The sequence below is a fragment of the Pseudomonas sp. 9.1(2019) genome (genome assembly GCF_009910445.1).
Lineage (GTDB): Bacteria > Pseudomonadota > Gammaproteobacteria > Pseudomonadales > Pseudomonadaceae > Aquipseudomonas > Aquipseudomonas paraversuta.
Window position 1 is genome coordinate 865,342 of record NZ_VBWF01000010.1, and the last position, 25,486, is coordinate 890,827.

A 25,486-nucleotide genomic window follows, 5' to 3' on the forward strand; every position below is an offset into this window, starting at 1 on the left:
GGCAGGGTGCCCACGGCTCACTCGATCAGGCCCAATGCCGATCCCGCCAGTTTCGCCACTTGCATCACGCCACCCGGATCTTCATGGTCTTCAAGCATCCAGCTCGCGGACAGCCCTGCCCATGCAAGGACCCAGCGCAACAATCTGCTGCGCTCAATACCGCTGGCGGCTGCCACGATTTCCAGACGCCGGGCAAAGCGGCCTGGGGCCAGCGCACTGTGGTGATCGGGGTTGCAGAAAATGTTGGCGTAATCGAATCCGCGTTCTCCGTAGAGCCCCTTGGGGTCGATGGCCAGCCAGCCGGCCGCGCCGAAATCGAGCACGTTGCCATGGTGGACATCGCCGTGCAGCACCCCGACGTCCCGGGGACTGGCCAGCAGTTCGCGGGCACTGGCGGCGCAAAGCTGCAGAATGCCGCCGTGGGACGCCGCTGCGCCCCATAGCGACTCGAAACGCTGTTGCAGCGGGACCAGAGCCGGAAGCGGCTTTGGCGACGGTTTATGCAAACGGCCGATAACCCTGCACAGAATGTGCGTGGCCTGATCATCGGCGTCGTCTGCGACCATCCCCGCAAGCGTGGCGCGGCCCTGGGCACGTTGCAACAGCAACGCCTCATGGTCATGGGCCAGCACCGGTGCCGCTCCCTCCCCCGCCCACCAGGCCATCAGTTGAGCGCCGGCCTGCTCTTCGGGCTCTTGCGAGACTTTAAGCATGGCCGGCTGCCCGCCCTGGCTGACAGGCAACAAATAACCATTGCGCGAAGCAAAGGCCTCACCCTCGATGGTCAGTTGCCATTGCTCCAGCCAGGGCGTGAACAGGTCGTGATTCAATTCTGGATTATTCACCCGGGCTCCTGATTCTCAGCGCAATGGCGGCAAACCATAGGCGGCCAGATCAACATCCGCCAGCTTGCGCAAAATCTGGTCGGCGTGCTGGTATTTGCTGTCGGCCATGGCTTCGTCGGGCACCGCAATAGCGGCCATGTTGGCGGCCTTGGCGGCGGTCACGCCAAAGGGCGAATCCTCGAACACCAGGCAATCCTCGGGTGCCACGCCCAGACGCCGGGCAGCCGTCAGAAAGATGTCGGGCGCAGGTTTGGCGGCGCCGACTTCAGGGTCGTCAGCGGTAACAATGGTGTCGAACAAGTCAAACCATTCGCGGTGCAAGGTCGTCTTGTGCGCAAGGGAATGGCGCGACGAACTGGTGCCCACGGCAATCGGGATGTTATGCGCCTGCAAGTGCCGCACCAGCGCTTCGGCCCCCGGCATGCCCAGGGCCTTGGGGAAACGCTCGCTCAACAGCGGTTCGCGCACGAGCAGAAACTCGTCCACCGTGAGCGGCAACTCCAGGGCCTTGACCAGAATGGCCGCCAGGTCCCGGGCACCGCGACCGATGATTTGCTGCTTGATCTCCCAGCCATAGGTGCGCCCGTAGCGCGCGGCGATAATCTGTGTCACTTCGCTGTAGATACCCTCGGTATCCAGCAACAAACCGTCCATATCAAAAATTACGGCCTTGATCGGGCCCACAGCAGTACGCGGTGCGTTCATCACAACAGATCCATGCAAGGGACTAAAAGGATTCAGCACAATAACGGTCCGGCTTGCCTGAATGCCAGCGGCAACAGAAATAAGTAGCGGCTTCCATCGCTGGCAAGCCAGCTCCCACCAGGACTGGCTGCTCCAGCGAACCTAATTCCCCGGCTACAGTCAGATAGTGCATGCATCTACAGTCAACCGGGGCGCATTTCATGGACACCTTCAAGCACTTGCTCAACAACTGGGAAGCAAAAGCCAGACAGACCGGCGAACGGGTGGAATACACCCTGACCCTGGATAAACATGACCTGATCAAAATCAAGGCGCTGGCCCAGGCCTATGGCCTGGATGAAGCGACCATCACTGAGGGGCTACTGCACTCAGCAGTCAAGGAAGCAGAGAAATCCATGCCCTATGTACAGGGCTCGGAAGTGATCCGGGTTGAAGACGGTGAAGAGGTCTATGCCGATGCCGGCAAGACGCCGGCATTCGTGGCAGCGGAACAGACATTATCCAAAAGCATGGGCAGTAGCTGATAACAGCAGCACTGCAAAGGGCAGTTGATTGCGACTGCCTGCCGGGCAACACGGCTCAAACCCTCATTTAGTCATGCCAGGCTGTACTGTTGTGCAGCAGACCGGAGTGCGAAACGGCCTGGTACGCATTTCTGTTGGTGTGGAAGGCGTCCCTCACTCGCCGATAAAGTTGGCTTTACGCTTTTCCAGAAAGGCGTGGGCGCCCTCTTTTTGATCCTTTGAATCAAACAACAGCTGGAACGCCTTGCGCTCCAGGATCAATGCGCTGTCCAGCGACATGTCAGCGCCCGCCAGCATCACTTCCTTGATCTGCGCCACCGCCAGTGGCGGCAATGCGGCGATTTCTGCGGCCAGTTCAAGGGCCCGGGGCACTGTTTGAGCGTCGCTCACCACCTCGCTGACCATGCCTATGGCAAGCGCTTGCGGCGCAGGCACCAGGCAGCCCGTGAGCGCGATGCGCATGGCCTGTACCTTGCCGACCGCACGGATCAGGCGCTGGGTACCACCGGCACCCGGCATCAGGCCCAGCTTGACCTCTGGCTGACCGAAGCGCGCCGACTCACCGGCCACGATGATGTCGCAATGCATCGCCAGCTCACAACCACCGCCCAGGGCAAAACCGTTGACGGCAGCGATGATCGGCTTCGGACAACGACTGATGGCCTCCCAAAGGTATTCGGTGTGCCTGAGGTAGATCTCGATGGCGCTGGCGTGGGCGAACTCGCGGATGTCGGCCCCGGCAACAAAGCACTGCTCACCACCGGTCAGGACGATGGCGCGCACCCGCACATCGCTGGCCAGTGCACGAAAATGCACGGCCAATTGCTCGCGCACGGCACTGTTGAGAGCGTTCTTCGCTTCAGGACGGGAGATCTGCACCACTGCCACGCCATCATTGCGGACTTCCAGGGTCACGACCGGTTCTTGTCGGGAGTTCATTATTGTTTTCCTCTCGATGCTGTTTCGCTATACGAAACTGGATACCAAAAAAGTCGCTCATCATAAGTAAGCTCTCAAACCGCTGTAAACCAACAGGTGGGCCGCCGGCCAGGCGAGTGTGTGTGCCCTGGCCAACAGGCATGGCCATGGGTGCATGTTTTCTGTGGCAGCCTTTGCGCAGTGCCGAAAATCGCCTGTGGGAGCCTGGCTTGCCAGCGTCGGGGTGGTGGCGCGATTGTCTTCGACGATGGGCCTGTACCTGGCAGCGGATTACAACACCAACACCCTGGAGGGTGTCGGTGCTAACGCGGGGGGTTCGCCTGGGCTGGTAAAGGGCAGAACCGGGTTCAGGGTTCTGCGAGATGCTGAACAGAGTCAGGGGACTTTTGAGGTGATCAGTCCTCTAGCGCGCGAACCCGCTCCTGACGCTGCTGCTCCTGGGGCTGAGCAGAGGACTGCAGGGTGAAATCGAATTCGATTTCGGCAAACTTGCCGCTCACTCCATGTTCGGCTGCGCGCTGCTGGTCATCGCTGAAGCTGATTTTGGCGATCAGTTCATCGCGTGTGGCGTAGGCAAAGTCGTCATGCAGGTACTGGTCGCCATCGAGGTTGATCTGGGTCGTGAGGTGACGATGATCCGCAGCGGAAATAAAGAAGTGGATATGCGCCGGGCGCTGCCCGTGACGGCCCAGTTGATCGAGCAGTTGCTGGGTCGGACCGTCCGGCGGGCAGCCATAGCCTGACGGCACGATGCTGCGAAAACGGTAGCGGCCTTCGGCATCGGTGACGATTCGCCGACGCAGGTTGAACTCCGACTGACTGGCATCGAAATAGGAATAGGTGCCGCCCGTGTTGGCATGCCACACATCGACCACCGCACCGGCAAGGGGCTCGCCAGCGGTGTTTTTCACCTGGCCCTGCATGAACAGCTGAACACCCGGGTCGACGCCGTCATCCAGTCGCGCCTCGAAGTTGGACAGTGGCGCGCCCGCTACATACAGCGGGCCTTCGATGGTGCGCGGGGTGCCGCCGGACTTGCCGGCCTGCTCGTCTTCGGCGTCCATCAACAGGTCCAGGTAATGCTCCAGCCCCAGGCCTGCCACCAACAGCCCGGCTTCTTGACGCGAGCCCAGGACGTTCAGGTAGTTCACGGCTTTCCAGAACTCTTCCGGGGTCACGGCGAGGTCTTCGATGATGTTCACTGAGTCACGCAGGATGCGGCTGATCAGGGCTTTGACCCGCGGGTCGCCCCCATCGTTGTGCAGACCGCTGGCCTCGTCGAGAAATTTACGGGCGCTGGCAGTATGGGAAATCTTGGCGTTCATGGTGGTTCCTCATCTTGTAATTATTGGCGTAACTGACCGGGTTCCCAGGACTCAGCGGTCGTCCTCACGGATGGACGAAGGATGGCGACACATTGCAGTGACTTCGATAGCCATGTACGGGTACAGCGGCAACTGCATCAGCAGGTCGTGCAACTCCTGGACGCTGTCGACATCGAACACGCTGTAGTTGGCATAGAGCCCGGCAATGCGCCACAGGTGACGCCACTTGCCCTGATCTTGCAGGCGCTGGGCCAAAGCCTTCTCGTCCGCCTTGAGCCGGGCAGCCACCTCGGGGTTGATGTCGAGCGGCAGGTTCACGGTCATTTTTACGTGGAACAACATAAGGCTCTCCTTAGACTTGAGAAACGGCGGTGGCGGTTTTGTCGCGACGGAAAAACGCCAGGCGCTCTTCATCGAGGGTCAGGCCCAGGCCCGGGGTTTGCGGAACGTGAAGCTCAAAGTCGCGATACAGCAGCGGCTCACTGAGAATATCTTCGGTCAGCAACAACGGCCCGAACAGTTCGGTGTCCCAGGCCAGCTTGTTGAGGGTAATAAAGGCATGGGCCGAGGCCAGGGTGCCGATGCCGCCTTCCAGCATGGTGCCACCGTACAGGCTGATCCCCGCCGCCTCGGCAATGCTTGCGGTGCGCAGGACTGCACGGGGGCCGCCGTTCTTGGCGATTTTCAGGGCGAAAATCGAAGCAGCACCTTCCCGCGCCAGGTTGAACGCATCTTCCACGCTTTCGATGGATTCGTCGGCCATGATCGGCGCCGGGCTCATGCTGTTAAGGCGCACCATACCCGAGCGGTTGTTGCGCGAGATGGGCTGCTCGATCAGGTCGATGCCATTGCTCCCCAGAATTGTGCAGGCGCGCAACGCCACAGATTCGTCCCAGGCCTGATTGACATCGACCCGCACACTGGCGCGATCGCCCAGGGCCTGTTTGATGGCAATCACGTGGGCCAGATCGCGGTTGACTTCACCGGCGCCGATTTTCAGTTTGAAGATGCGGTGGCGCCGCAGGTCGAGCATTTTTTCGGCTTCGGCAATATCTTTGCCGGTGTCGCCGCTGGCCAGGGTCCATGCCACCGGCAGTGAATTGCGCACCCGTCCGCCCAGCAGTTCGCTGACCGGCAGGCCCAGACGTTTGCCCTGGGCATCGAGCAGTGCCGTTTCAATACCTGATTTGGCAAAGGTGTTGCCGCGGATGCTGCGTTCCAGCCTCAGCATGGCAGCATTGATGTTGCTGCTGTCCTGACCCAGCAGCAACGGCGTGAAATGCCGGTCAATGTTGGTTTTGATGCTGTCCGGGCTTTCGTTGCCGTAGGCCAGGCCACCGATGGTGGTGGACTCGCCAATGCCCTCGATGCCATCGGCGCAGCGCACACGAATCAGCACCAGAGTCTGGTTCTGCATGGTGTGCATCGCCAGTTTGTGCGGGCGTATGGTCGGCAAATCGACAATTACCGTCTCGATCGATTCAATGGCTGTTGCAAGCATGTCTATACCCGTCAGATTCTTGAAATTCCGGGACTGATTCTGGTACGGCTTTTTTCCCGATACCAATATAGAATTGGTCTGACTTGATACCTTTAAGGTATGGGACCTGCTCTGGAGTTTCTATGGAACTGCGTCATCTGCGGTATTTCCAGGTACTGGCTCAAACGCTCAACTTCACCCGCGCCGCCGAGCTGCTGCATATTGCCCAACCGCCCCTGAGCCGGCAGATCCAGCAGCTGGAAGAGGAGTTGGGGGTGTTATTGCTGGAGCGTGGCCGACCGCTGAAGCTGACCGCTGCCGGGCGTTTTTTTTATGAGCACAGCACGGCCCTGCTGGAACAGTTGAGCAAGGTCTGTGACAACACTCAACGCATCGGCTCCGGGGAAAAAACCTGGCTGGGTATCGGCTTTGCGCCATCGACCCTGTATGGCGTGCTGCCGGAACTGATTCGGCGCCTGCGCGGCGGCAAGTCGGTGGAGCTCGAACTGGGGCTTTCGGAAATGACCACCCTGCAGCAGGTACAGGCACTCAAGGCCGGCCGGATAGACATCGGCTTCGGACGTATCCACATCGAGGATCCGGCCATCGTCCAGAGCATACTCACCGAAGACCGCCTGGTGGCTGCCCTCCCCGCCGGGCACAGACTGCTGGCAGGGCCCATCAGTCTGCGCCAGCTGGCAGCCGAGCCGTTTGTGCTGTACCCGGTCAATCCGCGGCCAAGCTACGCCGACCACGTGATTGCCCTCTTCGATTCCTACGGCGTGAACATCCATGTCGCGCAATGGACCAACGAACTGCAAACCGCCATCGGCCTGGTGGGCGCGGGAATCGGCGTAACCCTGGTACCGGCCTCGGTGCAATTGTTGCACCGCGACGATATTGGTTTTACCCCGCTGCTGGAGGCCAACGCGACTTCACCGATCATACTCAGCCGGCGCGTGGGCGACGTATCCCCCGGGCTCAATCATTGTTTGCAGGTGATTGAGGAACTGCTGCCGCAGCCTTGATCCGGCTGCCGGTTGCCCCTGTCACTTGCGACTAATGCCAAAGCACGAATTGTGCCGAGGCCCGGTAACGGGTATTGAATCCACAGTGACAAACGATCAGGGATTAACAGCGGACAAGGGCTTGTCCAGTGCCAGGCAGCGGTTCATTGCCTGGGGCCTGATTCCGGAACCAACACCCAAGGACGCGTCATGGACAAGACAAGGATTGTACGAACAGATCTGTTCGAAGCCAGAAGCAGTACCGGCCGTATATACGAAATAGAGGAACTGACCACCCAAACCATGACCACCGGCGCGGATGGCGCAAACGCCGGGTGGACGCAGAGCAGCAGGCATTACCAGGTCAGCAGTGGCGGCCACGCCCACAAACTCAGCCATACCGAGTTTCATATTCTGGCGTCAGGGGAAGAGGCTGTACGCATTTGAGTCGTGCTGGCCAACTTCGCGCAACCGGGCGCTACCCGACACCGCCCCTCCCCCGGCTGTATCGCCAGCCCCCGGTCACCCTGGTGTCATTTACCAGCGGTACACAGATCCCCGGTTGCCCGAATAAGTGCCAGTTCATGCAATTGATCCTTGGCCAGGCCTTTGCGCGCCTGAGCAACCCAGCGGCTGCAGTCCGGGGCATTGCGATACGCGGAGAAGGCACTGTAGTGCTGCAACAGCCGGGTTTGCAGTTGATCCAGCTGTGCCCGGATCTGCGTCGAGAGATCAGCCCGCGGGACGTCCGGAGCCTTGCCGGCAGCTTGCCATTCGGCCAGCAACCCATACTGCACCAGCTTGTTGCCTTCGATCTGGGCAGCCAGCAGCTCGGCCACAGCATCCGGGTCCAATTGCCTGGCCGTGGCCAGTACCCGGGCGTTACCAATGACTTGCGCTTCGCGCGCACCGTCCTGCACCGGCTTGCCACTGTCCCACTTACTGAGGGCAACCTGGTCTGCGATGTTCAATCGCTCATTCATGCTTGCCAGCAACAACGGCAACGACTCGGGAGGCGCTGAAACCGTGCTGGCCTGGGCGCTACCGATAAACAGACTGAGGGCAGTAATGCCGAGCAGATGAAAAAAACCTGGGCGGTTAGACATGCAACTGATCCTTTTCGCTGAATAGTCAAAACTGCAGAACAATACCTCGCCACGCCAGAACATGCTGTGTTGTTGATTTAAACCCTGGGCCGTCAGCAGACACCATCGTCCAGGGTATGGTCAGATTGGGTGATGGCGGTATGATGGCCAGCGAATACTCTGTCTGATGAAAAAAACAACCAACACCGCACTTTGGGCCGGGTGATCTGGCGCGGCGCAACCATTAGCTTTTTACTTTTTTTGTGAAGATGGAAGTTCAATGAACCTGACTAAACTCTCGCTTGCCCTGTCCTGCTGCGTAGCCATTTCGATGCTGGGCGGCTGCGCTGCCACTGTAAAAAGCAGCGGCAGTGACACATTGGCAATCCGCGAAGCAGCCAAGCGCAACATCATCCTCGAGCTCCAGGGCAACACCAGGGTTGAGCAAAACAAGGACTGGCCGCGGTTGAAGGAAGAATGGAGCCAGGCCCTGCACGTTGAAGCGACCCAGGCCGGCTATGGCCTTGCCGAACCCCAGCCAATGAACCCTGTGGAAAAAGACGGTATCGGGCTCAGGATCAACGTGACCAACTTTCGCTACCTGACACCCGGTGCGCGTTATAGCGCCGGCGTCATGGTCGGTAATGCCTGGATCAACTCATCGGCAGACTTTACAGACTTGAAGTCAGGCCAGTTGATCGGGTCCCGGACCTACGACACTTCATCTTCAGCCTGGGAAGGCGTCATGTCGGCCATGACCGAAGAGCAGGTACAGGCTATCGCGCGGCAAATCATAAGTGACATCAAGCGTGCCAAGGCCCTGTGACCTGAACAGGCCCGGATCAACGCGCAGAGGTGGCGCAAAAGTCACACCCATGAAAAAGCCCGACTCGCGGAAGTTGGACCTGATCATTGAACAACATGCTCTGGACCGAGTGATTTGAACACTCGGGCCCTTGCACCCAATGCCCTCGCACACTCTCATAAGTCATTGGATGTTTATAAAAAGCGAGGTCATTCAATTGATGATATTGATGTTTCCATTAGATAAATCTACACCTCTATCACGCACCGATTAAAATAAATAAAAATTTAAAAACCCTGCCTCAGGTGAACCCATGAAAAATAGTGTGATTGCATCTATCCTGTTCGGCTCCGCGCTTTCTTTACAGGTTTTGGCGAACGGACTGGAAGTCGAGCACAGACTAATTGAGCAGCGCTGGTACACGTTCGAAGACGTGATAGAAAAGAGAAAGACCTATAACAGGGTCGATATTTCGCGAGGGTACATCGAATACTATTTCGAGGGTGATAAATATACCCCCCAGTATCCCGAAGAGAAATTGTCGCCGCTACAAAAATTCTATTCCAATCATGGCAGCGTTGGAACATATGCGGCGGCTGATTATGAAACCGCGCTAGACAAGGCGTGCATAGATGTTGTCTCTGGTTCTTTAGGTACATTTATAGGCGACTATCAAACCTCCAAAAGACCTGACAGGCAGCAATATAAACGCATCGTAGTCGGCATAAGGTCTTTAACGTACAAAGGCCCCGAGTACAACTTCAAGAGCCTTTCATCCTGGTCGCCTGTCGCGTTACCCAAGCACAACAGAAGCCTTCTTTGTGACATTTATGAAGTCAATAGCAAAGAGAGTGATATGAAATACATTGTTTATGCTGCTTCCGTGACAAGCGCCATGTTTGACGAAATTCATGGGGCCCCACCGCCAGATAATAAGGACGAGTAATTATAAGTCTTCGCTCTCATGCTGCGGCCCCCATTGCTGCGGCATTGGCTGGGTCAACCTTGAGGCGGTGAACTGAATCATGGGTTTTGAGCAATTGGCTCAGCTACGTGACCGACTTCGGGCTGGGAAGGAGCAAGTGCTGTCTGGCACGAAGAGCGGCAATTGTCCGGAAGCGGCCCTCGTGACAGGCTGCTTACGGCCAAAAGCGTCCCTTCAAATATTTGAGTTGTAAACTGTTGGAAATACAGACGCCATGATTAAGGTCGAGGTGATCTAGGATGTCTGAGCGTCGGTTCAGCCAGACGGCTTCGCTTAGGGTGCAAACGTAGGAATTGCCGAATGACGCTCCCATGGCGGACAAGGCGACCAAGCCTCCACAAGCTTATCGATGAAGAGACGAATTTTTGGAGAGAGATGTCGCTTGCTAGGGTAAATCACCCGAATAGGCTCTGCGGCCTCTGCATACCCTGCGAGCAATTGAACGAGTTTGCCGCTCCTCAAATCGTCATTTACCACATAGGAAGGAAGAGTCGCGATGCCTAGGCCAGCGACAGCTGACTGGTGCAATGACTCAGCACTGTCCATCTGTAGCCTTCCACCATGAGTAACGGGCACGGAGCTACCATTCACGCGAAAATTCCAAGGAAGCAATCTCCCACCGCTCACGAAATGCAGGCACTGGTGCTCGGACAAATCCTCAGGCGTTTTGGGCTCGGCATGCTCAGCCAGATACTTGGGTGAAGCGCAGGTAATCATTTGTTGATAGGCCACGGTACGCGTGAGCAACCGAGAGTCTTCCTTCGGTGGCCCGATGCGCATGGCCAAATCAAATCCCTCATCGATCAGATCGACCAGCCTGTCGGAAAATGTGATATCGACGCTCAAGGAGGGCCAATCCTTAAGACAGCACTCGATGTGCTGAAGGACATGAAGTCTGCCTAATGCTACCGGCAGGCTCATCCGCAGTCGCCCACTGGGTGTCGAACGACGAAACGCAAGGGCATCCTCCACGTCGTCCAGATCCTGAAGAACGCCCACGCAACGCTCATACAGAACCTGGCCGTCATCCGTCATGCTTAAACTGCGCGTAGTACGATTCAGTAAACGTACCTGTAAACGAGCCTCGAGCCTGACTATCGACTTCCCCACTGCAGAGCGCGTAAGGCCAAGCTGTTTTGCCGCCGCAGTGAAGCTTCCAGCGTTTACCGAGCTCACAAACGCGGCAATATCATTCAGGTTATGGAGTTCCATACGGCCTCGGTGGTCTCAACGTTCGGGCGGCTTAGCACCTGTTATGGGGAACCCTATTCCCCAATACTAAGCATAGTATCTCAATTAGCTAATCCACTCCCAACGATCAATTGAGGTCATTATGAACACTAAAGTCCAAGCAGCCGTACGAACCTGGGCCAATAGCCTTAGCGATCTGGTACCCGTTCTTAAGGGAATCGATACCACCACAAAAATGAGCGACATCCGCGACTCTTACGCAAAAATGCTCGCGCAAAATCCAGCGCCAGCTGGCGTTAAATTCGAAGCAGTCGACATGGGTGGCGTACCCGGCACACTGGTTACTCCGGACGAGATCAAAACCGACGCGATCGTGATGTACATCCACGGCGGCGCCTACATTGTAGGACGTCCAGACGGCTACCACGGTATCGGCGGCAACTACGCCAAAATGCTCGGTGCTCGTGTATACATGCCGGACTACCGCCTCGCTCCTGAGCACAAGTTTCCAGCCTCTATTGACGACACATTGCGCGCTTACGAATGGTTGCTTGAGCAGAAAATCCCGGCTAACAAAATTGCGTTCTCTGGCGAGTCGGCTGGCGGCGCAATGGTTGTCAGCGTCATGGTCGCGGCTAAATCGAAAGGGCTTCCATTGCCTGCGGTTGGCTCCTCCATCTCTCCATGGGCGAACCTTGAACACACCGGTGCTTCCATGAGCAACCGTGAAGGTCTGGATCCTCTGAACTCCAAGCCTGTCCTGGACATCCTCGCCAGAGCATTCCTAGGCGACACATTGGCCAATCATCCTCTGGCCTCACCTGTGTTCGCGGACGTCACCGGTCTTCCACCAATCCTGGTGCAGATCGGCGAGAACGAGCTGATGGTGAGTGATGCAATGCGCCTTGCAACTCACCTGGCTGATAACCGCGTTCGCGTAAACCTGGAAGTATGGCCTGCGATGTTCCACGCCTGGCACTTCTACGCCACCATGCTGCCAGAAGGTCAGCAGGCCATGGAGAGTTCGGTGCGCTTCATTGAGGCAGGCTTGGCCGAGGCTAATCCTTAACGCGTAGATCAGCCGCGACAACTATCCCGGCTGTCGCAGTTAACACATTGACATTAAAGCAAAGGTGCTAACCCAGGATGGGTATGAGCCTGCGCTGACGACGAGGCCCAAAGCTAGAGTTTTTCCGGCGCTCATGTTGAGTCGCCCCTGCTTTAGTTGACGGTCGATGACCGCTAATGGCTGATTGCTGCCTGTCGTGAGGGGCAGCAAGCAGCTAAAAGCAGTCGCCCACTAACGAGTACTTCTGCCCCATAGAAGACGTTCGTACCAGAGATGAATAATCCGTATCCGCCAGTGAATCTAAGCGTCAGATTCTTTTTTTGTGAGCCTGATGGCTGTGGTCATATGCTGTACAGCGTAGGTCTTGTACCAATTATTCATGCCTGCAATAGCTTTTTGAGCTGGTGCCGTCTCCGCTGCTCCGACTAATTCCGCACAAGCCTGCGCCATTGAGACAAGAATGCGTGCTGCTTCGGGAACGTAAGGAAGGTCATTTCCAGCCTCATGACGCTCACGAATAATCTGGTAGCGAATGTTTTCCGGAAGCGTCCAAGCACTGATTAAAAAGTCCTGAACGGAGTAATCAACGCCTTTGATTTCTACGGTCGCGGAGCGATGTTCTTCATTGAATCCTGCCGTTTCGATCAGCTCACAGCTATCGATGACAGTACTCATCATTTCTCGAATTTGTTGCCAATCAGTTTTCATTTGAATTCCTTTTCATTGTTTTCTTTCAGCAGGATACGTTGAGCGTCTTTCTGTGGACAGATGAAAGGCAGCTTATGGCCGGAGGCAGCCCTTCGTGCCAAGCTGCTATCGGCCAAAAGCGGTCTTCGGCTTCCCTCCTAGCAAGGAGCTTTCGTCGCAGTTTAGATTGTTTTTTTCACGGTCAATGCTAACCTCAAATAGTTCTAGTCGAAACACTAAAGCACATAAAAACTCATGCAGCTTTTTGCAATTATCAGAAAGTAATGACCGGATCTGAGTTGCAGCTATTAATTATTTTTGGGAGGCTTGATGGCAGGGTTTTTGGATAAAAATGCACCATCCCCAGAGTCTGAGTACTCGCGATATTTAGATGGTGATATATTGGGGAAAATTCTTGCCAAAAGCTTTCTTATTAATCGGGCTGGATATAAAGCTGATAGTATTTATATTCCTGTCGGACGGTATGGTGATGCGGAGACTAAATATTTCACTCCTGGTCAAGCTGTCTTTGATCCTGGTGATGGGTACGTTGATACCCAGAACGGGGTAGTCACTTTTGAAATAAAGTGCGCACGCATAAATATTGCGAATAGGTATATAGGAAGGATCAACGAAAACTGGGCTTTTACCAATATTCTTAAAACGCCAGGGAAAACAAATAAAAAATACGATTTATTGATCGCGATCGGAGTCGGTCAACTGGGGTTGGAGGATGCCAGATACTGGGAGCACCTTCAAAATAGCAAAAACAAACTTCAGGAAAGCGGGAGATCATTCTCTTTGGAGACTCAAGCCCATCAGGCAGATTTCCTTAATATATGTAGCTTTTTTATTGTGCCTTTCAAGGAGATAAATACTAATTATTTTAGAGTGGCTTTATCTACTATTGCAAAAAGCAAATATTCTCAGAGATTGGCACCGGGCTCTGACTCTGAACGATGTATGGCTGTTTGGAAAAGCGCTTTAGGAGCACTAGAAAACCTGACGTAGCAGTGTGCAAAAAAAGACACTCACACCGCTCAAGGCATGGTTAGTCAGGCCGGGGCGTTTTACCAGCAGAATAGACTAAGATCGGACATTGCCGGGGCTGATGACGCTGTGCCAAAATTTGCCCTCAATCGCTTGCGATGATCGCTGGAAGCCGCGTATGTACGTATTCGGCCTAAGGGTTCGCATCTAGTCGTTCGAACCACTCCAAACGCTAGGAACATATTTACTCAGATTCTCAATACTCACCTAGGTAGCTGTACTTATGCCAATCTTCGGAAATCTCCGACAAGCAATTGAAGTCGCCTCAAGCGAAGCCAAGAATCTATTTTTTTCGAACACAGAGCCCAAGAGCCGCAAAACTTACTTCGAGAGAGGTAAGCTAGGGGACAACGGAAAAGGTGCTGTGTATGCCTATTTCAGTGAGGACGGGAAAGCTCTCTACGTTGGGCAAGCCGGTCGACGTATCAAGCTGAGACAACACGACCAGACTTCGCCACATAAGAGCAAACCATGGTGGGTAATTTGGGAAGCTGTTCGATTCATGCCGGTCAGCAACGAAACCGATAGAATTACGCTTGAACACCTTCTCATTATCGCACTTAAGCCTTCGTACAACTCCAAACCAGGGCCGCGCGACATTGAGGCCATGTTTACTAGTTAAGTTCGGAGGCATGTACGGAAGCGTAAAGTATTTTCAGTCCTCAATGGCAGCTGATGGCCGATCGCTGCCCTTGCCGAGAGGCGGAAAACGATCAAAAGTTGTCATTTTTAAACGAATAAACGGGAACGGATTTATTCCCCAATAGTTTGCAAAAAAACAAATCCACTCCTAATTTTCACAAGGGACTTAATACCTGGCATTTCTGCGCCATAAAGAATTATTTTCCCGTCAACTTGATCCGCCCTCATTATCATAACCTTCGGCAGAATTTAATTTCGCCAATAGGTATTCTTTATACTCACGCTCATATACAAGCAATGCTCGAGGATCAACACTGAAAGTAATAATGTTAGCTAATTCCAACTCCTCAACATTCGGAAGAATAGCATTTAAAGCTAGCTTCCTAGAGCTGGTTACGAAATATCCGTTCCCACCCATAACATCCAAAAGAAACACAGACAGACTGAGAGAGTCCTCAACAGAATTAGTTTTAGATGGCAACCCATTTTTAACTATGTTTTTTACGCTTTTAACCGTGGGGAGTCTCGGCTCTTCTAAAACGCCTTGTGAGTCACAATTGTAAAAAATGAACGATGGGTTGCATTTTGACTTTGAAAGCACCGCTAACTGTAGCCCAGAATCAGGATTTCTTTGACTGATATCTACATTTTCAGCCACCGATCGTTTCGCTTGGAAAACCACTGGACATATATTCAAGTTGCCATCATTGTCTTTCCATTCGAAAAGTAAGGCAAAATCGCCACCAGTAATTTTTTCTCTATTTTGGACCTGAAGCTCTAGCTTTTTCACACTAAGATCAGCGCCCAATCCAGACAAATATTTATTGTATTTTGATTGGATAAGTTGAGACTTCGAGCTCAATAATTGAATTAGATGCCCGGAGAGTTGAACTTCATTATTCGGAGTCGAACATACATCTAAAAACGCCAACTCCGCCAATTGCGCTGCCTGAATTAACGCCCACACCTCAAACGAAGAGAACGAAACAGGACAAGTTAAATAGTTCTCATGGTACTTGAGGAACTCGCTTTTATCACTATTTAAATACATCAGCGCGACTTGCCCGCCCCCCCCGGCAAGGCTAAAGGAGCGTTTCAGAGCAATTAAGGTGGACGCTGCCAATTGTGGGTACTTTACGTAACAGTTATACACAGATTGGGATCTAGGCTCATTATTGAAATCTGAAAGTACATCCTGCCAAAGATCGTCTGCTTCAAGGATACCGAAAGAAATCCCTGATAGTGCTATTTTTCCCATACTAGTAATCCTTATAAATTAAATGAGATCGAAAAACCAGCGAGGTCCGCTTCTGGCCGATAGCAGCCTGTTACGCAGGACTGATTCCGGCCAAAAGCTGTCATTCGCGCCCCATGGTTTTGGACTCAAATTGACTTTCTGCTCCAAGCAAAAACATCGCACTTCTACTGAAGCTACTCTTTCAATGAGCGCCGTCTCTACACCGGTTCCACGTCATCGACCGGCAATGAAGCAATCATTTCTGCCCGGCACACCTCAAGTATTTCATCAGCAAGTGCGGAGTCATCCGGGCAGGCGCGCGACAAAATAATCGCGCCGACGGCACGTGAAAGCAGGTCGATCATTTTCTTTCTGCCCTCACCCGGCTCAGGATCCGTTCCTGTCGGGTATTTAGCTTCTAGCGTCTGCAGAATGTGTTCTATGCCTTCGGCAAACGTTGCTTTCACATCGTCCGCCTGACGCGCCGCGTCGCCACACAGCGCGGCCATCGTGCAACCACTGCCGCGTCCGTCGCGATGCTCTCTAGTCACGTAGACGTTGATGAAGCCCGGAACATCCAGCGCTTGGGCGGCGGTCAGCGATTTGGCCAGACTGCACGCCGATGCTTCAGCCATGAGGTCTGCTTTCGACCCGAAATGTTTGTAGAAACCACCATGGGTGAAACCAGCGGCCGCCATGAGATCAGCAACGCCGACGCCGTCAAAGCCCCGCTCACGGAACAGCTGTGAGGCGGTTTCAACGATGTGCTCTCGATTTGCCTGCGCCTGGGCCTTGGTTACTCTCACTTGCAATACCTCGTGTTTCCCGGGAAATCCTGAGTCCGATGATACATAGATGTTACCCATAATCAAAATTGTTGACAGTTTAGATTTCGATCATCATCCTAATTGCCTGCACCACTGATCTTCATCAACGGGCACGGAAGATTCATCAAATGACCAAGCAGACTCTGTTCACTCCTTACACCCTAGGCAGCCTCTCGCTATCGAACCGCGTCGTTCTCGCGCCGCTGACACGCAACCGCGCCGGTCAAGGCTTGGTCCCTAGCGAATTCGCGGCGACCTATTACAGCCAGCGCGCCAGCGCCGGCTTGCTGATCAGCGAAGCCACGCAGATTTCCCGGCAGGGACAGGGTTATCAAGACACACCGGGAATCTACACTCCGGCACAGATCGACGGCTGGCGCGCCGTGACTGATGCCGTGCATGCCAAGGGAGGAAAAATCTTTCTGCAATTGTGGCATGTCGGCCGCGTCTCGCACGTCGACCTGCAGGAAAACGGCGCTGCCCCCGTGTCCCCTTCCGCGCTGCGCGCCGCCACCAAAGTGTTCGTCAACAACCGCTTCGAAGACGTCTCCGAGCCTCGCGCACTGGACATCAGCGAACTGCCGGGAGTCGTCAGCGACTTCCGGCAGGCGGCGGCCAATGCGATCGCCGCTGGCTTCGATGGCGTGGAAATTCACGGTGCCAACGGCTACCTGCTCGATCAATTCCTCAAGGACAACGCCAATCTGCGCACCGATGCTTACGGCGGCTCGATTGAAAATCGTGCGCGTCTGTTGCTCGAAGTGACGGAGGCTGTGGTTAGTGAGATCGGTGCCGACCGCACCGGCGTACGCCTGTCACCAGTGTCGCCGGCCAATGGCGTATCCAGCAGCGATCCGCAGGCGCAATTCGATTACGTCGTAGAACAACTCGACGCCCTCGACGTGGTTTACCTGCACGTGGTCGAAGGCGCGACCGGCGGCCCGCGTGACGTGGCGCCCTTCGATTTCGCCGCCCTGCGCCAGCGCTTCAAAAACACCTACATCGCCAACAACGGCTATGACCTCGATCTGGCCAACTCGCGGCTCGCTGAAGACCAGGCCGACCTGATCGCCTTCGGTCGCCCCTTCATTGGCAACCCGGATCTGGTGGAACGCCTGAAACGTGGCGCGCCGTTGTCCGCGTTCAATCCCGCCACCCTCTATGGCGGCGGTGCGGCAGGCTACATCGATTACCCGACACTGGCTGAATCGAGCGTCAGCGCAAGCTGAGCCCGTTCTGTTTCTCATATCCTGAAAGAGAGATACCCCATGAGCACTCGCCCAACTGTTTTGATCACTGGCGCCTCCACCGGGATTGGCGCCGTCTACGCCGAACGCTTTGCACAACGCGGCCACGATCTGGTGGTAGTTGCCCGTGATCAGGCGCGCCTGGATGCACTGGCCGCACGCTTGCGCAGCGAACACAACGTCACCGTCGATGTGATCCCGGCGGACCTGACTCAACCCGGCGATCTGAGCAACGTTGAAAACCGTCTGCGCGACGACGCCCGCATCGGGATCCTCGTCAATAACGCCGGCGCTGCACTGTCCGGGCATTTCGTCGAGCAAAGCACCGATAAAGTGGCGCAACTGGTTGCCCTCAACACTACGGCGCTGGTGCGGCTCGCCAGCGCCATCGCTCCACGCCTGGCCAAGGCCGGTGAAGGCGCGATCATCAACATCGGTTCGGTTGTAGGCCTCGCACCGGAATTCGGCATGACGGTCTACGGTGCGACCAAGGCCTTTGTGCTTTTCCTGTCCCAGGGTTTGAGCCTGGAACTGTCGCCTCAAGGCGTCTACGTGCAGGCCGTGCTGCCGGCCGCAACGCGCACGGAAATATGGGATCGTTCCGGCGTCGACATCAACACCCTGAGTGAAATCATGGAAGTGGGCGATCTGGTGGATGCCGCTCTCGTCGGCTTCGATCGTCGCGAACCCGTGACCATTCCGCCGCTGCACGAAGCGCAGCGTTGGGATGCCCTGCAGGGCGCACGTCTGGGCCTGATCGGGCAAATCCGTCAGTCCGCGGTTGCTCAGCGTTACCAGACTCCAGAGTGATCTTCAGGCAGTGAGCATTTGGGGCGGATTCGATGCAAGCGCAAGGCGCTGCATCGAACCCGTCCAGAAATCGGGAGGCGTAATGAATTCAGCCCAGAAACATCCCCCTTCGGGTTCGCCAACGTCATTCATCAACGCTGCGAACCAATCGATCAGGGTCAACGGTATTCCATTCGCCTACCGCGATATCGGCCCCACTACCGGCGTGCCCCTTGTAATGTTCAATCATTGGGGCGCGGTGCTCGATAACTTCGATCCCGCAATCATCGATGGCCTGGCGCAAACCCGACGCGTCATCACCACCGACTATCGTGGCATCGGCGGCTCGGGTGGAACCGCGCCACTGACCGTCGGCGAGATGGCCGACGATGCCATTCAGTTGATCCGCGCGCTGGGGCTGGAAACCGTTGATGTGCTCGGATTCTCGCTCGGCGGCTTCGTCGCTCAGGACATCGCTCTGAAGGCGCCTGATCGGGTGCGGCGGTTGATTCTGACCGGCACCGGGCCGGCCGGCGGCAGCGGTATCGGCAAGGTTGGCGCGGTGTCGTGGCCATTGATTGTCAAAGGCCTGCTGACCCTGCGCGATCCGAAATTCTACCTGTTCTTCACGTCTACGGCCCACGGCCGTCGATCTGCCGCGCAGTATTTGCAGCGCCTGCAAGCCCGCAAGAACAATCGCGACCAAGGCCCGACGCCCCGTGCTTTCCTGCGTCAGTTGAAAGCGATCACCGCGTGGGGCAAACAGCCGCCACAAGACCTTGAACGCTTGCAGGCACCAGCACTGGTCGTTAACGGCGACACCGATATCATGGTGCCGAGTATCAATTCGTTTGAACTGGCCAAGCGTATCCCCAACGCAGAGCTGGTGATTTATCAGGATGCCGGTCACGGCGGGATTTTCCAGTACCACGTTGAATTTGTGGCCAGGGCGCAGGCGTTCCTCGATGCCTGACCACACACCGGCTACCCTCCCTACAACCGACAAGAGCCGTACCTCGATGAAAGCATTTCTTATTGATCGCTACGGCAAGCAACCCGGACGCCTCGGCGAAGCGTCAGCCCCTGAAGTGGGTGCCCACGACGTCTTGATCGAGGTCCATGCCAGCAGTGTCAACGTGCTGGACTCGAAGATCAGCACAGGCGAATTCAAGCTGATCCTGCCCTACTCGTTTCCGCTCATTCTGGGCAACGACCTGGCGGGGGTCGTGGTGACGGTCGGCTCGCAAGTGACACGTTTCAAACCAGGTGACGAAGTGTACGCTCGCCCGCCGCAAGCACGGATCGGCACGTTCGCCGAAAGGATTGCCGTGGACGAGAACGCGATCGCCCTGAAACCGGCCAATACCAGCATGGCGCAAGCCGCGTCCCTGCCTTTGGTGGCACTGACTGCCTGGCAAGTGCTGGTCGACACCGCCCGACTGCAAAAGGGCCAGAAGGTGTTGATTCACGCAGGCTCCGGCGGCGTCGGCAGCATTGCAATACAGCTTGCCAAACACCTGGGTGCCTTTGTCGCCACAACCACCAGCACCGCGAATGTCGAATGGGTCAAGATGCTGGGGGCTGACGTGGTCATCGACTACAAAAAGCAGAATTTCGAAAATGTCTTGCACGGCTACGACCTGGTGTTGAACAGCCTCGGCACCGATGTCCTGGACAAGTCACTCGAGGTCCTCAAACCCGGCGGCCAACTGATTTCCATCTCAGGGCCGCCCACTGCGCTGTTCGCACAGGAGCAAGGGTTATCCTGGCCATTGCAGCAGGTTATGCGCCTGCTGAGCTTCGGCATTCGGCGCAGGGCACGCAAGCAGGACATCAGGTACAGGTTCGTGTTCATGCGCGCCAACGGCGCCCAACTGCAACAAATCAGCGCGCTGGTTGAGGCGGGCATCATCAATCCGGTGATTGATCGAACGTTTTCCTTTGAATCAACGGCAGAGGCTCTGAAATACGTCGAACAGGGACGAGCCAAAGGCAAGGTCGTCGTTACGATCAAATGACTAGCCGCCTATCAATGACAACTGTGCCCGAGCAATTTCAGCAGTAGAAATCGGGTTGCATGAGAGGCTTGCAAGTATGGCTAGCTCGGTATATCGCTGACGCCAAGGATCACCGGTAGGGAGAGTTTCCTGATGCCTTTGTGCGCCGTTATAGTGGCCATACTTTTTCGGTCAAAGGAATGGCTATGAACCCGCCAAGTAGCCTGCCCGTCGGTGTAATCGGCGACCGCGACACTGTAAATGTCACGTCGCATTGCGCGAAAAGGGGAACGCCATGCGTGCAGGCGTGATTCTTGCCGGGATTGGCACCACGTTGGCGCTGTTGTCTGCATCGCCAGCCCAGCCTGCACCCCTGCCGCCAGTCACTGTCAACCAGGGTGGTATCTCAGTGCTGATACAAGGCTCGGGAACAGATATCATCTTAATTCCAGGATTTGCGTCGTCCTACGAAGTCTGGGCTGATTTGGCCTCCAGGTTACGGCACAGCCACCGTCTCCATCTCGTTCAGGTGGCTGGCTTTGCCGGCTCGCCTGCCGTATCCAGTCCAGACGGGAGAGTCGTCGCGCCAACGGCCGAGGCGATCGCTGAATACATCCGCAGCCAGCGCATCGAGGCGCCGGTCATCATCGGTCATTCGTTGGGTGGTGAGGTGGCACTGATGGTGGGTGCGCGTCATCCCGATCAAGTGGCACGCCTGATGATTGTCGATGCGATGCCCTTCTATACGTTGCTCTTTGACCCCCGCGCGACCAGTGAAACGGCGACCCCGCAGGCTGCTGCGATGCGCGATGCAATGTTGGCGGCAACGCCTGAGCAGGCGCACTCCATGCAGCAGGCCGCCATCGCCCGTCTCGCTAAAACTGAAGCAGTCAGGCCAGGCCTGGTCGCAGCGGGGATGAACTCGGACCGAAAGACGATGGCCGATGCCATGTATGAACTGATGGTCACCGACCTCCGGCCTGAGCTTGAACGCATCAAGGTGCCTGTCGAGGTCGTCTATGCCTACGACCTGCTTTACGGCGTAGAGGCATCCCAGATTGATGCAATGTTCCATAACGCCTATGCCTCGACCCCAAACATCAGCTTCAGGCGCATTGACGGCAGTTTTCACTTCATCATGCTTGATCAGCCAGAACTGTTCGCCAGAGCTGTCATCAAGTTCCTGAACCGGTGAGCGACGGCAGGGTAGCTGGAGCGGTGAATCACCTTTAAAGAGCACAGGATTCGTTGCCGTGCTTGCAGGTCACCGATCGTCCGCTCCTGGCCGATGGCAGTTTTCGTGACAGGCAGCAATCGGCGTGGGCGATCCCGGGCAATTTTCCGCCATTTTTTGGAATCACGGAATCCCCGGGGAATTCAAAAATCTTCGTTCGCTCGCAGATCCCGTGATTGTTCCCGCTAGTTACCTCGCCCTCCTCCAAACGACCACTCATCGCCGGCCGTCGTGGTGATTATCACCATGACATCCTCTGCGTTCAGGCCCGTCGCCCGCCCCAACTTCTCGACCAGATCGCGGTAAAAACGCTGTTTGATCTCAACACTTCGAGGTCGGCCTGCGGTAATCGCGATGAGCACAAAGTCATGGCTGCGCGGCCCGCCCTGGTAGTGGGGATCAAAGATCAGCTCGCCGACCTCATGTTGGTGAATGGCTTGGAAGCGATCCGTCATCGGTACTTCGAAGCTCTCGACCAAGGCATCGTGCAAACCCGCAGACAACGCCTGTAAATACTCGGCCGATTTCCCGCGGTGCAGTGAAACTCGTGTAAACGGCATCAACGGTTACTCTTGATGTTCTGGAAGGCAAGCCTGACGCTCACTGAGCAACTTCAGCGCCGAGGCGGCTGTCGGCCAACCGGAATAAAACGCCAGGTGGGTGATGACTTCGGCCAGCTCTTCGACACTCAGGCCGTTGTCCAGTGCACGCTGCAAATGGAACGGCAATTGCTCAAGTCGGTACATCGCCACCAATGCGGCCACCGTCGCCAGACTGCGATCACGGGGCTTCAATTGTGGACGCGTCCACATGTCACCAAACAAGACATTGTCGGTCAGTTCGGCAAACTTCTGCGGGTAGTTACCCTGCTGTTCCCGCCCCGTGACAATAGATGCGCTCATGATGTTTTCCCCCTGATGTCTCAATTGATGGAGGAAAACTATCAAGTCGCAACACTTCCGAATATCAGATTTAATAGCACCCATCATCCCGAATTAGTGGACTGTTAAATGCGCCGACCAACCTTCGACCTCGACGTATTGCGCACCTTCGTCACTGGCGTGGAATTCAACAGTTTTGCCAAAGCGGCGGATCGTCTCGGTCGATCGACGTCTGCCGTCAGCGCTCAATTGAAAAAACTCGAGGAGCAGGTCGGTACGCCGGTCCTGGCCAAGTCCGGTCGCGGTTTGGTCTTGACCCCCACGGGAGAAACGCTGCTCAGCCATGCCCGCCGCCTGCTGGAGCTGAACGACGGCATTTTCCAGACTCTGTATGAAAGCCAGACAGCCGGGACCATCCGACTCGGGCTTCAAGAGGACTTCGGGGAGCACTTTCTGAGCGATATTCTGCGACGTTTCGTCCAGGCTTACCCGAGGGTAAATCTCGAAGTCCGGATCGCCCGTAACGCCGAATTGCTTGCACGGGTCGAAAGCGCTGATCTTGACCTGGCCCTGACCTGGGACACCGGGCACCTGTCGCCTTACGCCACTCGCCTGGGTGAAGCACAGATGCACTGGATCGGAGCCCGCGATACGCCATTGCCGACGGACCTTCATCGCTCACCGTTGCCATTGATCCTGTTCGACTCGCCTTGCGTAATGCGCAGCGCCGCCACCCAGGCGCTGGATGCTGCGCAAATACCCTGGCGGGTCGCCTTGACCAGTCCCAGCGTCGGCGGTATCTGGGCGGCCGTCGCCGCCGGATTGGGCCTGACGCTGCGGACCCGTATCGGGCTGCCGGGCCATCTAGCTGTAGTTTCTGGCTTACCCCCAGTGCCAAGCCTTTGCTATGTGCTTCACAGCGGTGGCGATGCCCCTACAGCGGCCACCCAACAATTGGCCGTATTGATCAAAACGAGCCTGCAAGAACAGGCGTTTCGTTTCTCGATGACCTAATGATCGAAGCTGCCCGAGGGTTCAGTTCGAGCGATACGGATGGAAAATAACCAATCAGTGAGTTGATAGGCGGCCGCTTGGATATGTCCAGGATCAAGGGGCGACTCATTCGGATCCAGATTGAGGACTCGACTCCACGCGATTACGCCCCCCTTGTTTGGCACGATACAAGCATTCGTCCGCCCTCTTGAGTACGACCTCTGAGGTAGTAGATACGTTTTCACAAGTCGCGACACCGATCGAAGCCGTGATATGTCCAACACCCGAAATGTCGCATGTAGCGATTGCCTGGCGAATTCGCTCGGCAATCATGCTCGCCGAATCGATCCCGGTCTCCGGCAAAATCAACAAGAACTCCTCTCCTCCCGCTCGGCAAGCGAAGTCACCATTGCGTGAATGACTGAGGAGTGTTTGCGCAACCTGCTTTATCGCAACATCACCTTTGTCATGGCCGAAGGTGTCGTTTACCCTTTTGAAATGGTCTATATCCAGTGACAATATGGAGTATGTTCGGCCTGCCTGCTCCAGCCCCCGCAACTCATCATTCATTGCTCGACGATTTGCCAGACCTGTCAGAGGGTCGGTAAGCGCCTGCTGGCTTAGACGCCCCATCTTTGCTTGTAACAGGTACACACCGGTCAGCATCGCCTGACGGATAGAAAAGGCCTCTAGATACCATGCCTTCACGTTTCGAAGTTGGTCAGAGGCTTGCGTTGCAGCCAATTGCCCTGCGATCCTGGAAAGCTGGTGCAATGGCCGACAGATCATCAGAGCACCTATCCAAATCAGTACAAATCCGATCAATGCAGCAGGTAGCATTCCAAAAACCATGTCGCGCATCAACGTGTGCAAGGGGGCAAGGCTAATCTCGCGAGGCTGCTGTACGACGACGGCCCAACCGGCTCCAGGCACCTGAGCATATCCAGCAAGCATCGGTATGCCCTTGTAATTAGGCACGGCCACGGACCCGCTTTCGCCACGTAAAGCTGCATCCACGGTCTTGCTCCATCCGAGGGTCTCACCAATACGCGACGCATCAGGATGATAAAGTAGTTGACGATCCTGATCGGCGATGAAGGCAAATGTACCTTCATGGTGAAAATGCCGGCTGATTAACGTGTGAAGTACACTGTCCTGCTGCAGGTAAATCGAACCGCCTATGATTCCAATGTAACGGTTAGAGGAATCATGAATGGGTTCTGAGACGAATACGACCAGATTACCGGCTGCTGATTCATAAGCTGAGCTAATGTAGGGACGTTTCGCATCGATGGCTTTTCGAATCGTATCCGATCGCAAAGTTGAACCATTGATTTGCAGTGTGTCTGGGTACGCCTCCAGAACTTTGGCATTAGTATCGATAATTGCTATCGAGTTAAAATCTTCGTCCTGCTTTTGTAGGCGTACAGCTTCGGCCCGCAGTGCCTTGGTATTACCCCACTCCTTGCCCAACTCTTCGGCGCTGTAACGCAGATGGCTTTGTGCCGAATGAATGAATTCAGAGAGGCTTGAAGCTACTTTTGACGCGTAAGCACTGTTTGATTGCAGCGCATGGTCAATCAAAGCATCCCGCTGCACTCTATATGCCGTGATCAGACTATTGCCCAACGTAGCCAGGACAGATAACAGTACGAGGGTGAAAATGAGCCAACGCAAGCCCAGAATCACTGCCGGCTGCCTCATGCTCACGTTCTCATCGGTGGACGAATCCTTGGGGTTGCCTGCTCTTGCCGTCATTGTCTACCGTGACACCTCTATTAGTGTATGCCTGCTGCGAATAGCAGCTCTGCCAATATAATCTCTTATACATTTCGCGCCCTAAGCGCGCTTCAGACGCTATGCATGAGCCCCGGCACTCTCTTAAGCTCAACCGCTACGAGTTGAATCGCTCCAGATTTTCTAAATACATCGGAGTGACTGC

At 55.6% G+C, this 25,486-nt stretch carries 27 protein-coding genes; 13 read left to right on the plus strand and 14 right to left on the minus strand.

Annotation, left to right across the window (positions count from 1 at the left end; all coding sequences use genetic code 11):
• Positions 1 to 17: 17 nt before the first annotated feature.
• Positions 18 to 845, minus strand: a complete 828-nt coding sequence (locus tag FEZ21_RS17090) for an aminoglycoside phosphotransferase family protein (RefSeq protein ID WP_160627935.1) — start codon at positions 843 to 845, stop codon at positions 18 to 20.
• Between the two features lie 15 nt (positions 846 to 860).
• Positions 861 to 1,550, minus strand: a complete 690-nt coding sequence (locus FEZ21_RS17095; RefSeq protein ID WP_003442351.1) for an HAD-IA family hydrolase — start codon at positions 1,548 to 1,550, stop codon at positions 861 to 863.
• Positions 1,551 to 1,720: 170 nt separating this feature from the next.
• Between FEZ21_RS17095 and FEZ21_RS17100 the strand changes: the two genes are divergently transcribed.
• Positions 1,721 to 2,074 (plus strand): hypothetical protein, encoded by a 354-nt coding sequence (locus tag FEZ21_RS17100; RefSeq protein WP_238839964.1) that lies wholly within the window; start codon positions 1,721 to 1,723, stop codon positions 2,072 to 2,074.
• A 153-nt stretch (positions 2,075 to 2,227) separates the two neighbouring features.
• Here FEZ21_RS17100 and FEZ21_RS17105 read toward each other — a convergent pair whose 3' ends face one another.
• The 4 genes from FEZ21_RS17105 to FEZ21_RS17120 form a co-directional block, all read right to left on the minus strand.
• Positions 2,228 to 3,013: an enoyl-CoA hydratase gene (locus FEZ21_RS17105; protein ID WP_010656331.1), complete on the minus strand. Its 786-nt coding sequence runs from the start codon at positions 3,011 to 3,013 to the stop codon at positions 2,228 to 2,230.
• A gap of 395 nt (positions 3,014 to 3,408) precedes the next feature.
• Positions 3,409 to 4,338 (minus strand): catechol 1,2-dioxygenase, encoded by a 930-nt coding sequence (catA, locus tag FEZ21_RS17110; protein ID WP_003442346.1) that lies wholly within the window; start codon positions 4,336 to 4,338, stop codon positions 3,409 to 3,411.
• A gap of 51 nt (positions 4,339 to 4,389) precedes the next feature.
• Complete coding sequence (gene catC, locus FEZ21_RS17115; protein ID WP_003442344.1) at positions 4,390 to 4,680, minus strand: muconolactone Delta-isomerase; 291 nt, start codon at positions 4,678 to 4,680, stop codon at positions 4,390 to 4,392.
• Between the two features lie 10 nt (positions 4,681 to 4,690).
• Positions 4,691 to 5,839: a muconate cycloisomerase family protein gene (locus FEZ21_RS17120; protein ID WP_003442342.1), complete on the minus strand. Its 1,149-nt coding sequence runs from the start codon at positions 5,837 to 5,839 to the stop codon at positions 4,691 to 4,693.
• 122 nt (positions 5,840 to 5,961) lie between these two features.
• On the opposite strand from FEZ21_RS17120, the gene FEZ21_RS17125 reads away from it, so the two are divergent.
• Positions 5,962 to 6,846: a LysR family transcriptional regulator gene (locus FEZ21_RS17125; RefSeq protein WP_003442340.1), complete on the plus strand. Its 885-nt coding sequence runs from the start codon at positions 5,962 to 5,964 to the stop codon at positions 6,844 to 6,846.
• Positions 6,847 to 7,035: 189 nt separating this feature from the next.
• Positions 7,036 to 7,272 (plus strand): hypothetical protein, encoded by a 237-nt coding sequence (locus FEZ21_RS17130; protein WP_003442339.1) that lies wholly within the window; start codon positions 7,036 to 7,038, stop codon positions 7,270 to 7,272.
• A gap of 86 nt (positions 7,273 to 7,358) precedes the next feature.
• Here FEZ21_RS17130 and FEZ21_RS17135 read toward each other — a convergent pair whose 3' ends face one another.
• Positions 7,359 to 7,931, minus strand: coding sequence for a chorismate mutase (locus tag FEZ21_RS17135; RefSeq protein WP_160627938.1), 573 nt, complete (start codon positions 7,929 to 7,931; stop codon positions 7,359 to 7,361).
• Positions 7,932 to 8,190: 259 nt separating this feature from the next.
• Here FEZ21_RS17135 and FEZ21_RS17140 point away from each other — a divergent pair, with 259 nt between their 5' ends.
• Together FEZ21_RS17140 and FEZ21_RS17145 are read left to right on the plus strand one after the other, a co-directional pair.
• The gene (locus FEZ21_RS17140; protein WP_160627940.1) at positions 8,191 to 8,736 is read left to right on the plus strand and encodes a DUF4410 domain-containing protein; all 546 of its coding nucleotides are present in this window, start codon (positions 8,191 to 8,193) and stop codon (positions 8,734 to 8,736) included.
• Positions 8,737 to 9,028: 292 nt separating this feature from the next.
• Entirely contained in the window at positions 9,029 to 9,661 is a 633-nt protein-coding gene (locus FEZ21_RS17145; RefSeq protein ID WP_160627941.1) for a hypothetical protein, read from the plus strand.
• A gap of 312 nt (positions 9,662 to 9,973) precedes the next feature.
• On the opposite strand, the gene FEZ21_RS17150 is transcribed toward FEZ21_RS17145, so the two are convergent.
• Positions 9,974 to 10,912, minus strand: coding sequence for a LysR family transcriptional regulator (locus tag FEZ21_RS17150; protein ID WP_160627943.1), 939 nt, complete (start codon positions 10,910 to 10,912; stop codon positions 9,974 to 9,976).
• 121 nt (positions 10,913 to 11,033) lie between these two features.
• Between FEZ21_RS17150 and FEZ21_RS17155 the strand changes: the two genes are divergently transcribed.
• Entirely contained in the window at positions 11,034 to 11,960 is a 927-nt protein-coding gene (locus FEZ21_RS17155; RefSeq protein ID WP_165439711.1) for an alpha/beta hydrolase, read from the plus strand.
• Positions 11,961 to 12,260: 300 nt separating this feature from the next.
• On the opposite strand, the gene FEZ21_RS17160 is transcribed toward FEZ21_RS17155, so the two are convergent.
• Positions 12,261 to 12,668, minus strand: coding sequence for a hypothetical protein (locus tag FEZ21_RS17160; protein ID WP_095022933.1), 408 nt, complete (start codon positions 12,666 to 12,668; stop codon positions 12,261 to 12,263).
• A gap of 309 nt (positions 12,669 to 12,977) precedes the next feature.
• On the opposite strand from FEZ21_RS17160, the gene FEZ21_RS17165 reads away from it, so the two are divergent.
• Entirely contained in the window at positions 12,978 to 13,658 is a 681-nt protein-coding gene (locus FEZ21_RS17165; protein ID WP_160627945.1) for a hypothetical protein, read from the plus strand.
• Positions 13,659 to 14,547: 889 nt separating this feature from the next.
• Here FEZ21_RS17165 and FEZ21_RS17170 read toward each other — a convergent pair.
• Both FEZ21_RS17170 and FEZ21_RS17175 read right to left on the minus strand, forming a co-directional pair.
• Positions 14,548 to 15,597, minus strand: a complete 1,050-nt coding sequence (locus FEZ21_RS17170; protein ID WP_160627947.1) for a hypothetical protein — start codon at positions 15,595 to 15,597, stop codon at positions 14,548 to 14,550.
• Positions 15,598 to 15,794: 197 nt separating this feature from the next.
• Entirely contained in the window at positions 15,795 to 16,382 is a 588-nt protein-coding gene (locus FEZ21_RS17175) for a TetR family transcriptional regulator (RefSeq protein WP_029612568.1), read from the minus strand.
• Between the two features lie 149 nt (positions 16,383 to 16,531).
• Between FEZ21_RS17175 and FEZ21_RS17180 the strand changes: the two genes are divergently transcribed.
• The 5 genes from FEZ21_RS17180 to FEZ21_RS17200 all read left to right on the plus strand — a co-directional run bounded on the left by FEZ21_RS17180 (position 16,532) and on the right by FEZ21_RS17200 (position 21,631).
• Positions 16,532 to 17,632 (plus strand): alkene reductase, encoded by a 1,101-nt coding sequence (locus FEZ21_RS17180; protein WP_160627949.1) that lies wholly within the window; start codon positions 16,532 to 16,534, stop codon positions 17,630 to 17,632.
• A 39-nt stretch (positions 17,633 to 17,671) separates the two neighbouring features.
• Positions 17,672 to 18,460: an SDR family oxidoreductase gene (locus FEZ21_RS17185; RefSeq protein WP_010656339.1), complete on the plus strand. Its 789-nt coding sequence runs from the start codon at positions 17,672 to 17,674 to the stop codon at positions 18,458 to 18,460.
• Between the two features lie 82 nt (positions 18,461 to 18,542).
• The gene (locus FEZ21_RS17190) at positions 18,543 to 19,412 is read left to right on the plus strand and encodes an alpha/beta fold hydrolase (protein ID WP_010656340.1); all 870 of its coding nucleotides are present in this window, start codon (positions 18,543 to 18,545) and stop codon (positions 19,410 to 19,412) included.
• Between the two features lie 46 nt (positions 19,413 to 19,458).
• Complete coding sequence (locus FEZ21_RS17195; RefSeq protein ID WP_160627951.1) at positions 19,459 to 20,457, plus strand: NADP-dependent oxidoreductase; 999 nt, start codon at positions 19,459 to 19,461, stop codon at positions 20,455 to 20,457.
• A gap of 274 nt (positions 20,458 to 20,731) precedes the next feature.
• Complete coding sequence (locus tag FEZ21_RS17200; protein ID WP_160627953.1) at positions 20,732 to 21,631, plus strand: alpha/beta fold hydrolase; 900 nt, start codon at positions 20,732 to 20,734, stop codon at positions 21,629 to 21,631.
• Between the two features lie 224 nt (positions 21,632 to 21,855).
• Here FEZ21_RS17200 and FEZ21_RS17205 read toward each other — a convergent pair whose 3' ends face one another.
• Together FEZ21_RS17205 and FEZ21_RS17210 are read right to left on the minus strand one after the other, a co-directional pair.
• Positions 21,856 to 22,230: a tautomerase family protein gene (locus tag FEZ21_RS17205; protein ID WP_003442316.1), complete on the minus strand. Its 375-nt coding sequence runs from the start codon at positions 22,228 to 22,230 to the stop codon at positions 21,856 to 21,858.
• A 6-nt stretch (positions 22,231 to 22,236) separates the two neighbouring features.
• The gene (locus FEZ21_RS17210) at positions 22,237 to 22,572 is read right to left on the minus strand and encodes a carboxymuconolactone decarboxylase family protein (protein WP_003442314.1); all 336 of its coding nucleotides are present in this window, start codon (positions 22,570 to 22,572) and stop codon (positions 22,237 to 22,239) included.
• A 108-nt stretch (positions 22,573 to 22,680) separates the two neighbouring features.
• On the opposite strand from FEZ21_RS17210, the gene FEZ21_RS17215 reads away from it, so the two are divergent.
• The gene (locus tag FEZ21_RS17215) at positions 22,681 to 23,565 is read left to right on the plus strand and encodes a LysR substrate-binding domain-containing protein (protein ID WP_160627955.1); all 885 of its coding nucleotides are present in this window, start codon (positions 22,681 to 22,683) and stop codon (positions 23,563 to 23,565) included.
• 105 nt (positions 23,566 to 23,670) lie between these two features.
• On the opposite strand, the gene FEZ21_RS17220 is transcribed toward FEZ21_RS17215, so the two are convergent.
• The gene (locus tag FEZ21_RS17220; RefSeq protein WP_010656345.1) at positions 23,671 to 25,302 is read right to left on the minus strand and encodes a sensor domain-containing diguanylate cyclase; all 1,632 of its coding nucleotides are present in this window, start codon (positions 25,300 to 25,302) and stop codon (positions 23,671 to 23,673) included.
• Positions 25,303 to 25,486 lie beyond the last annotated feature (184 nt).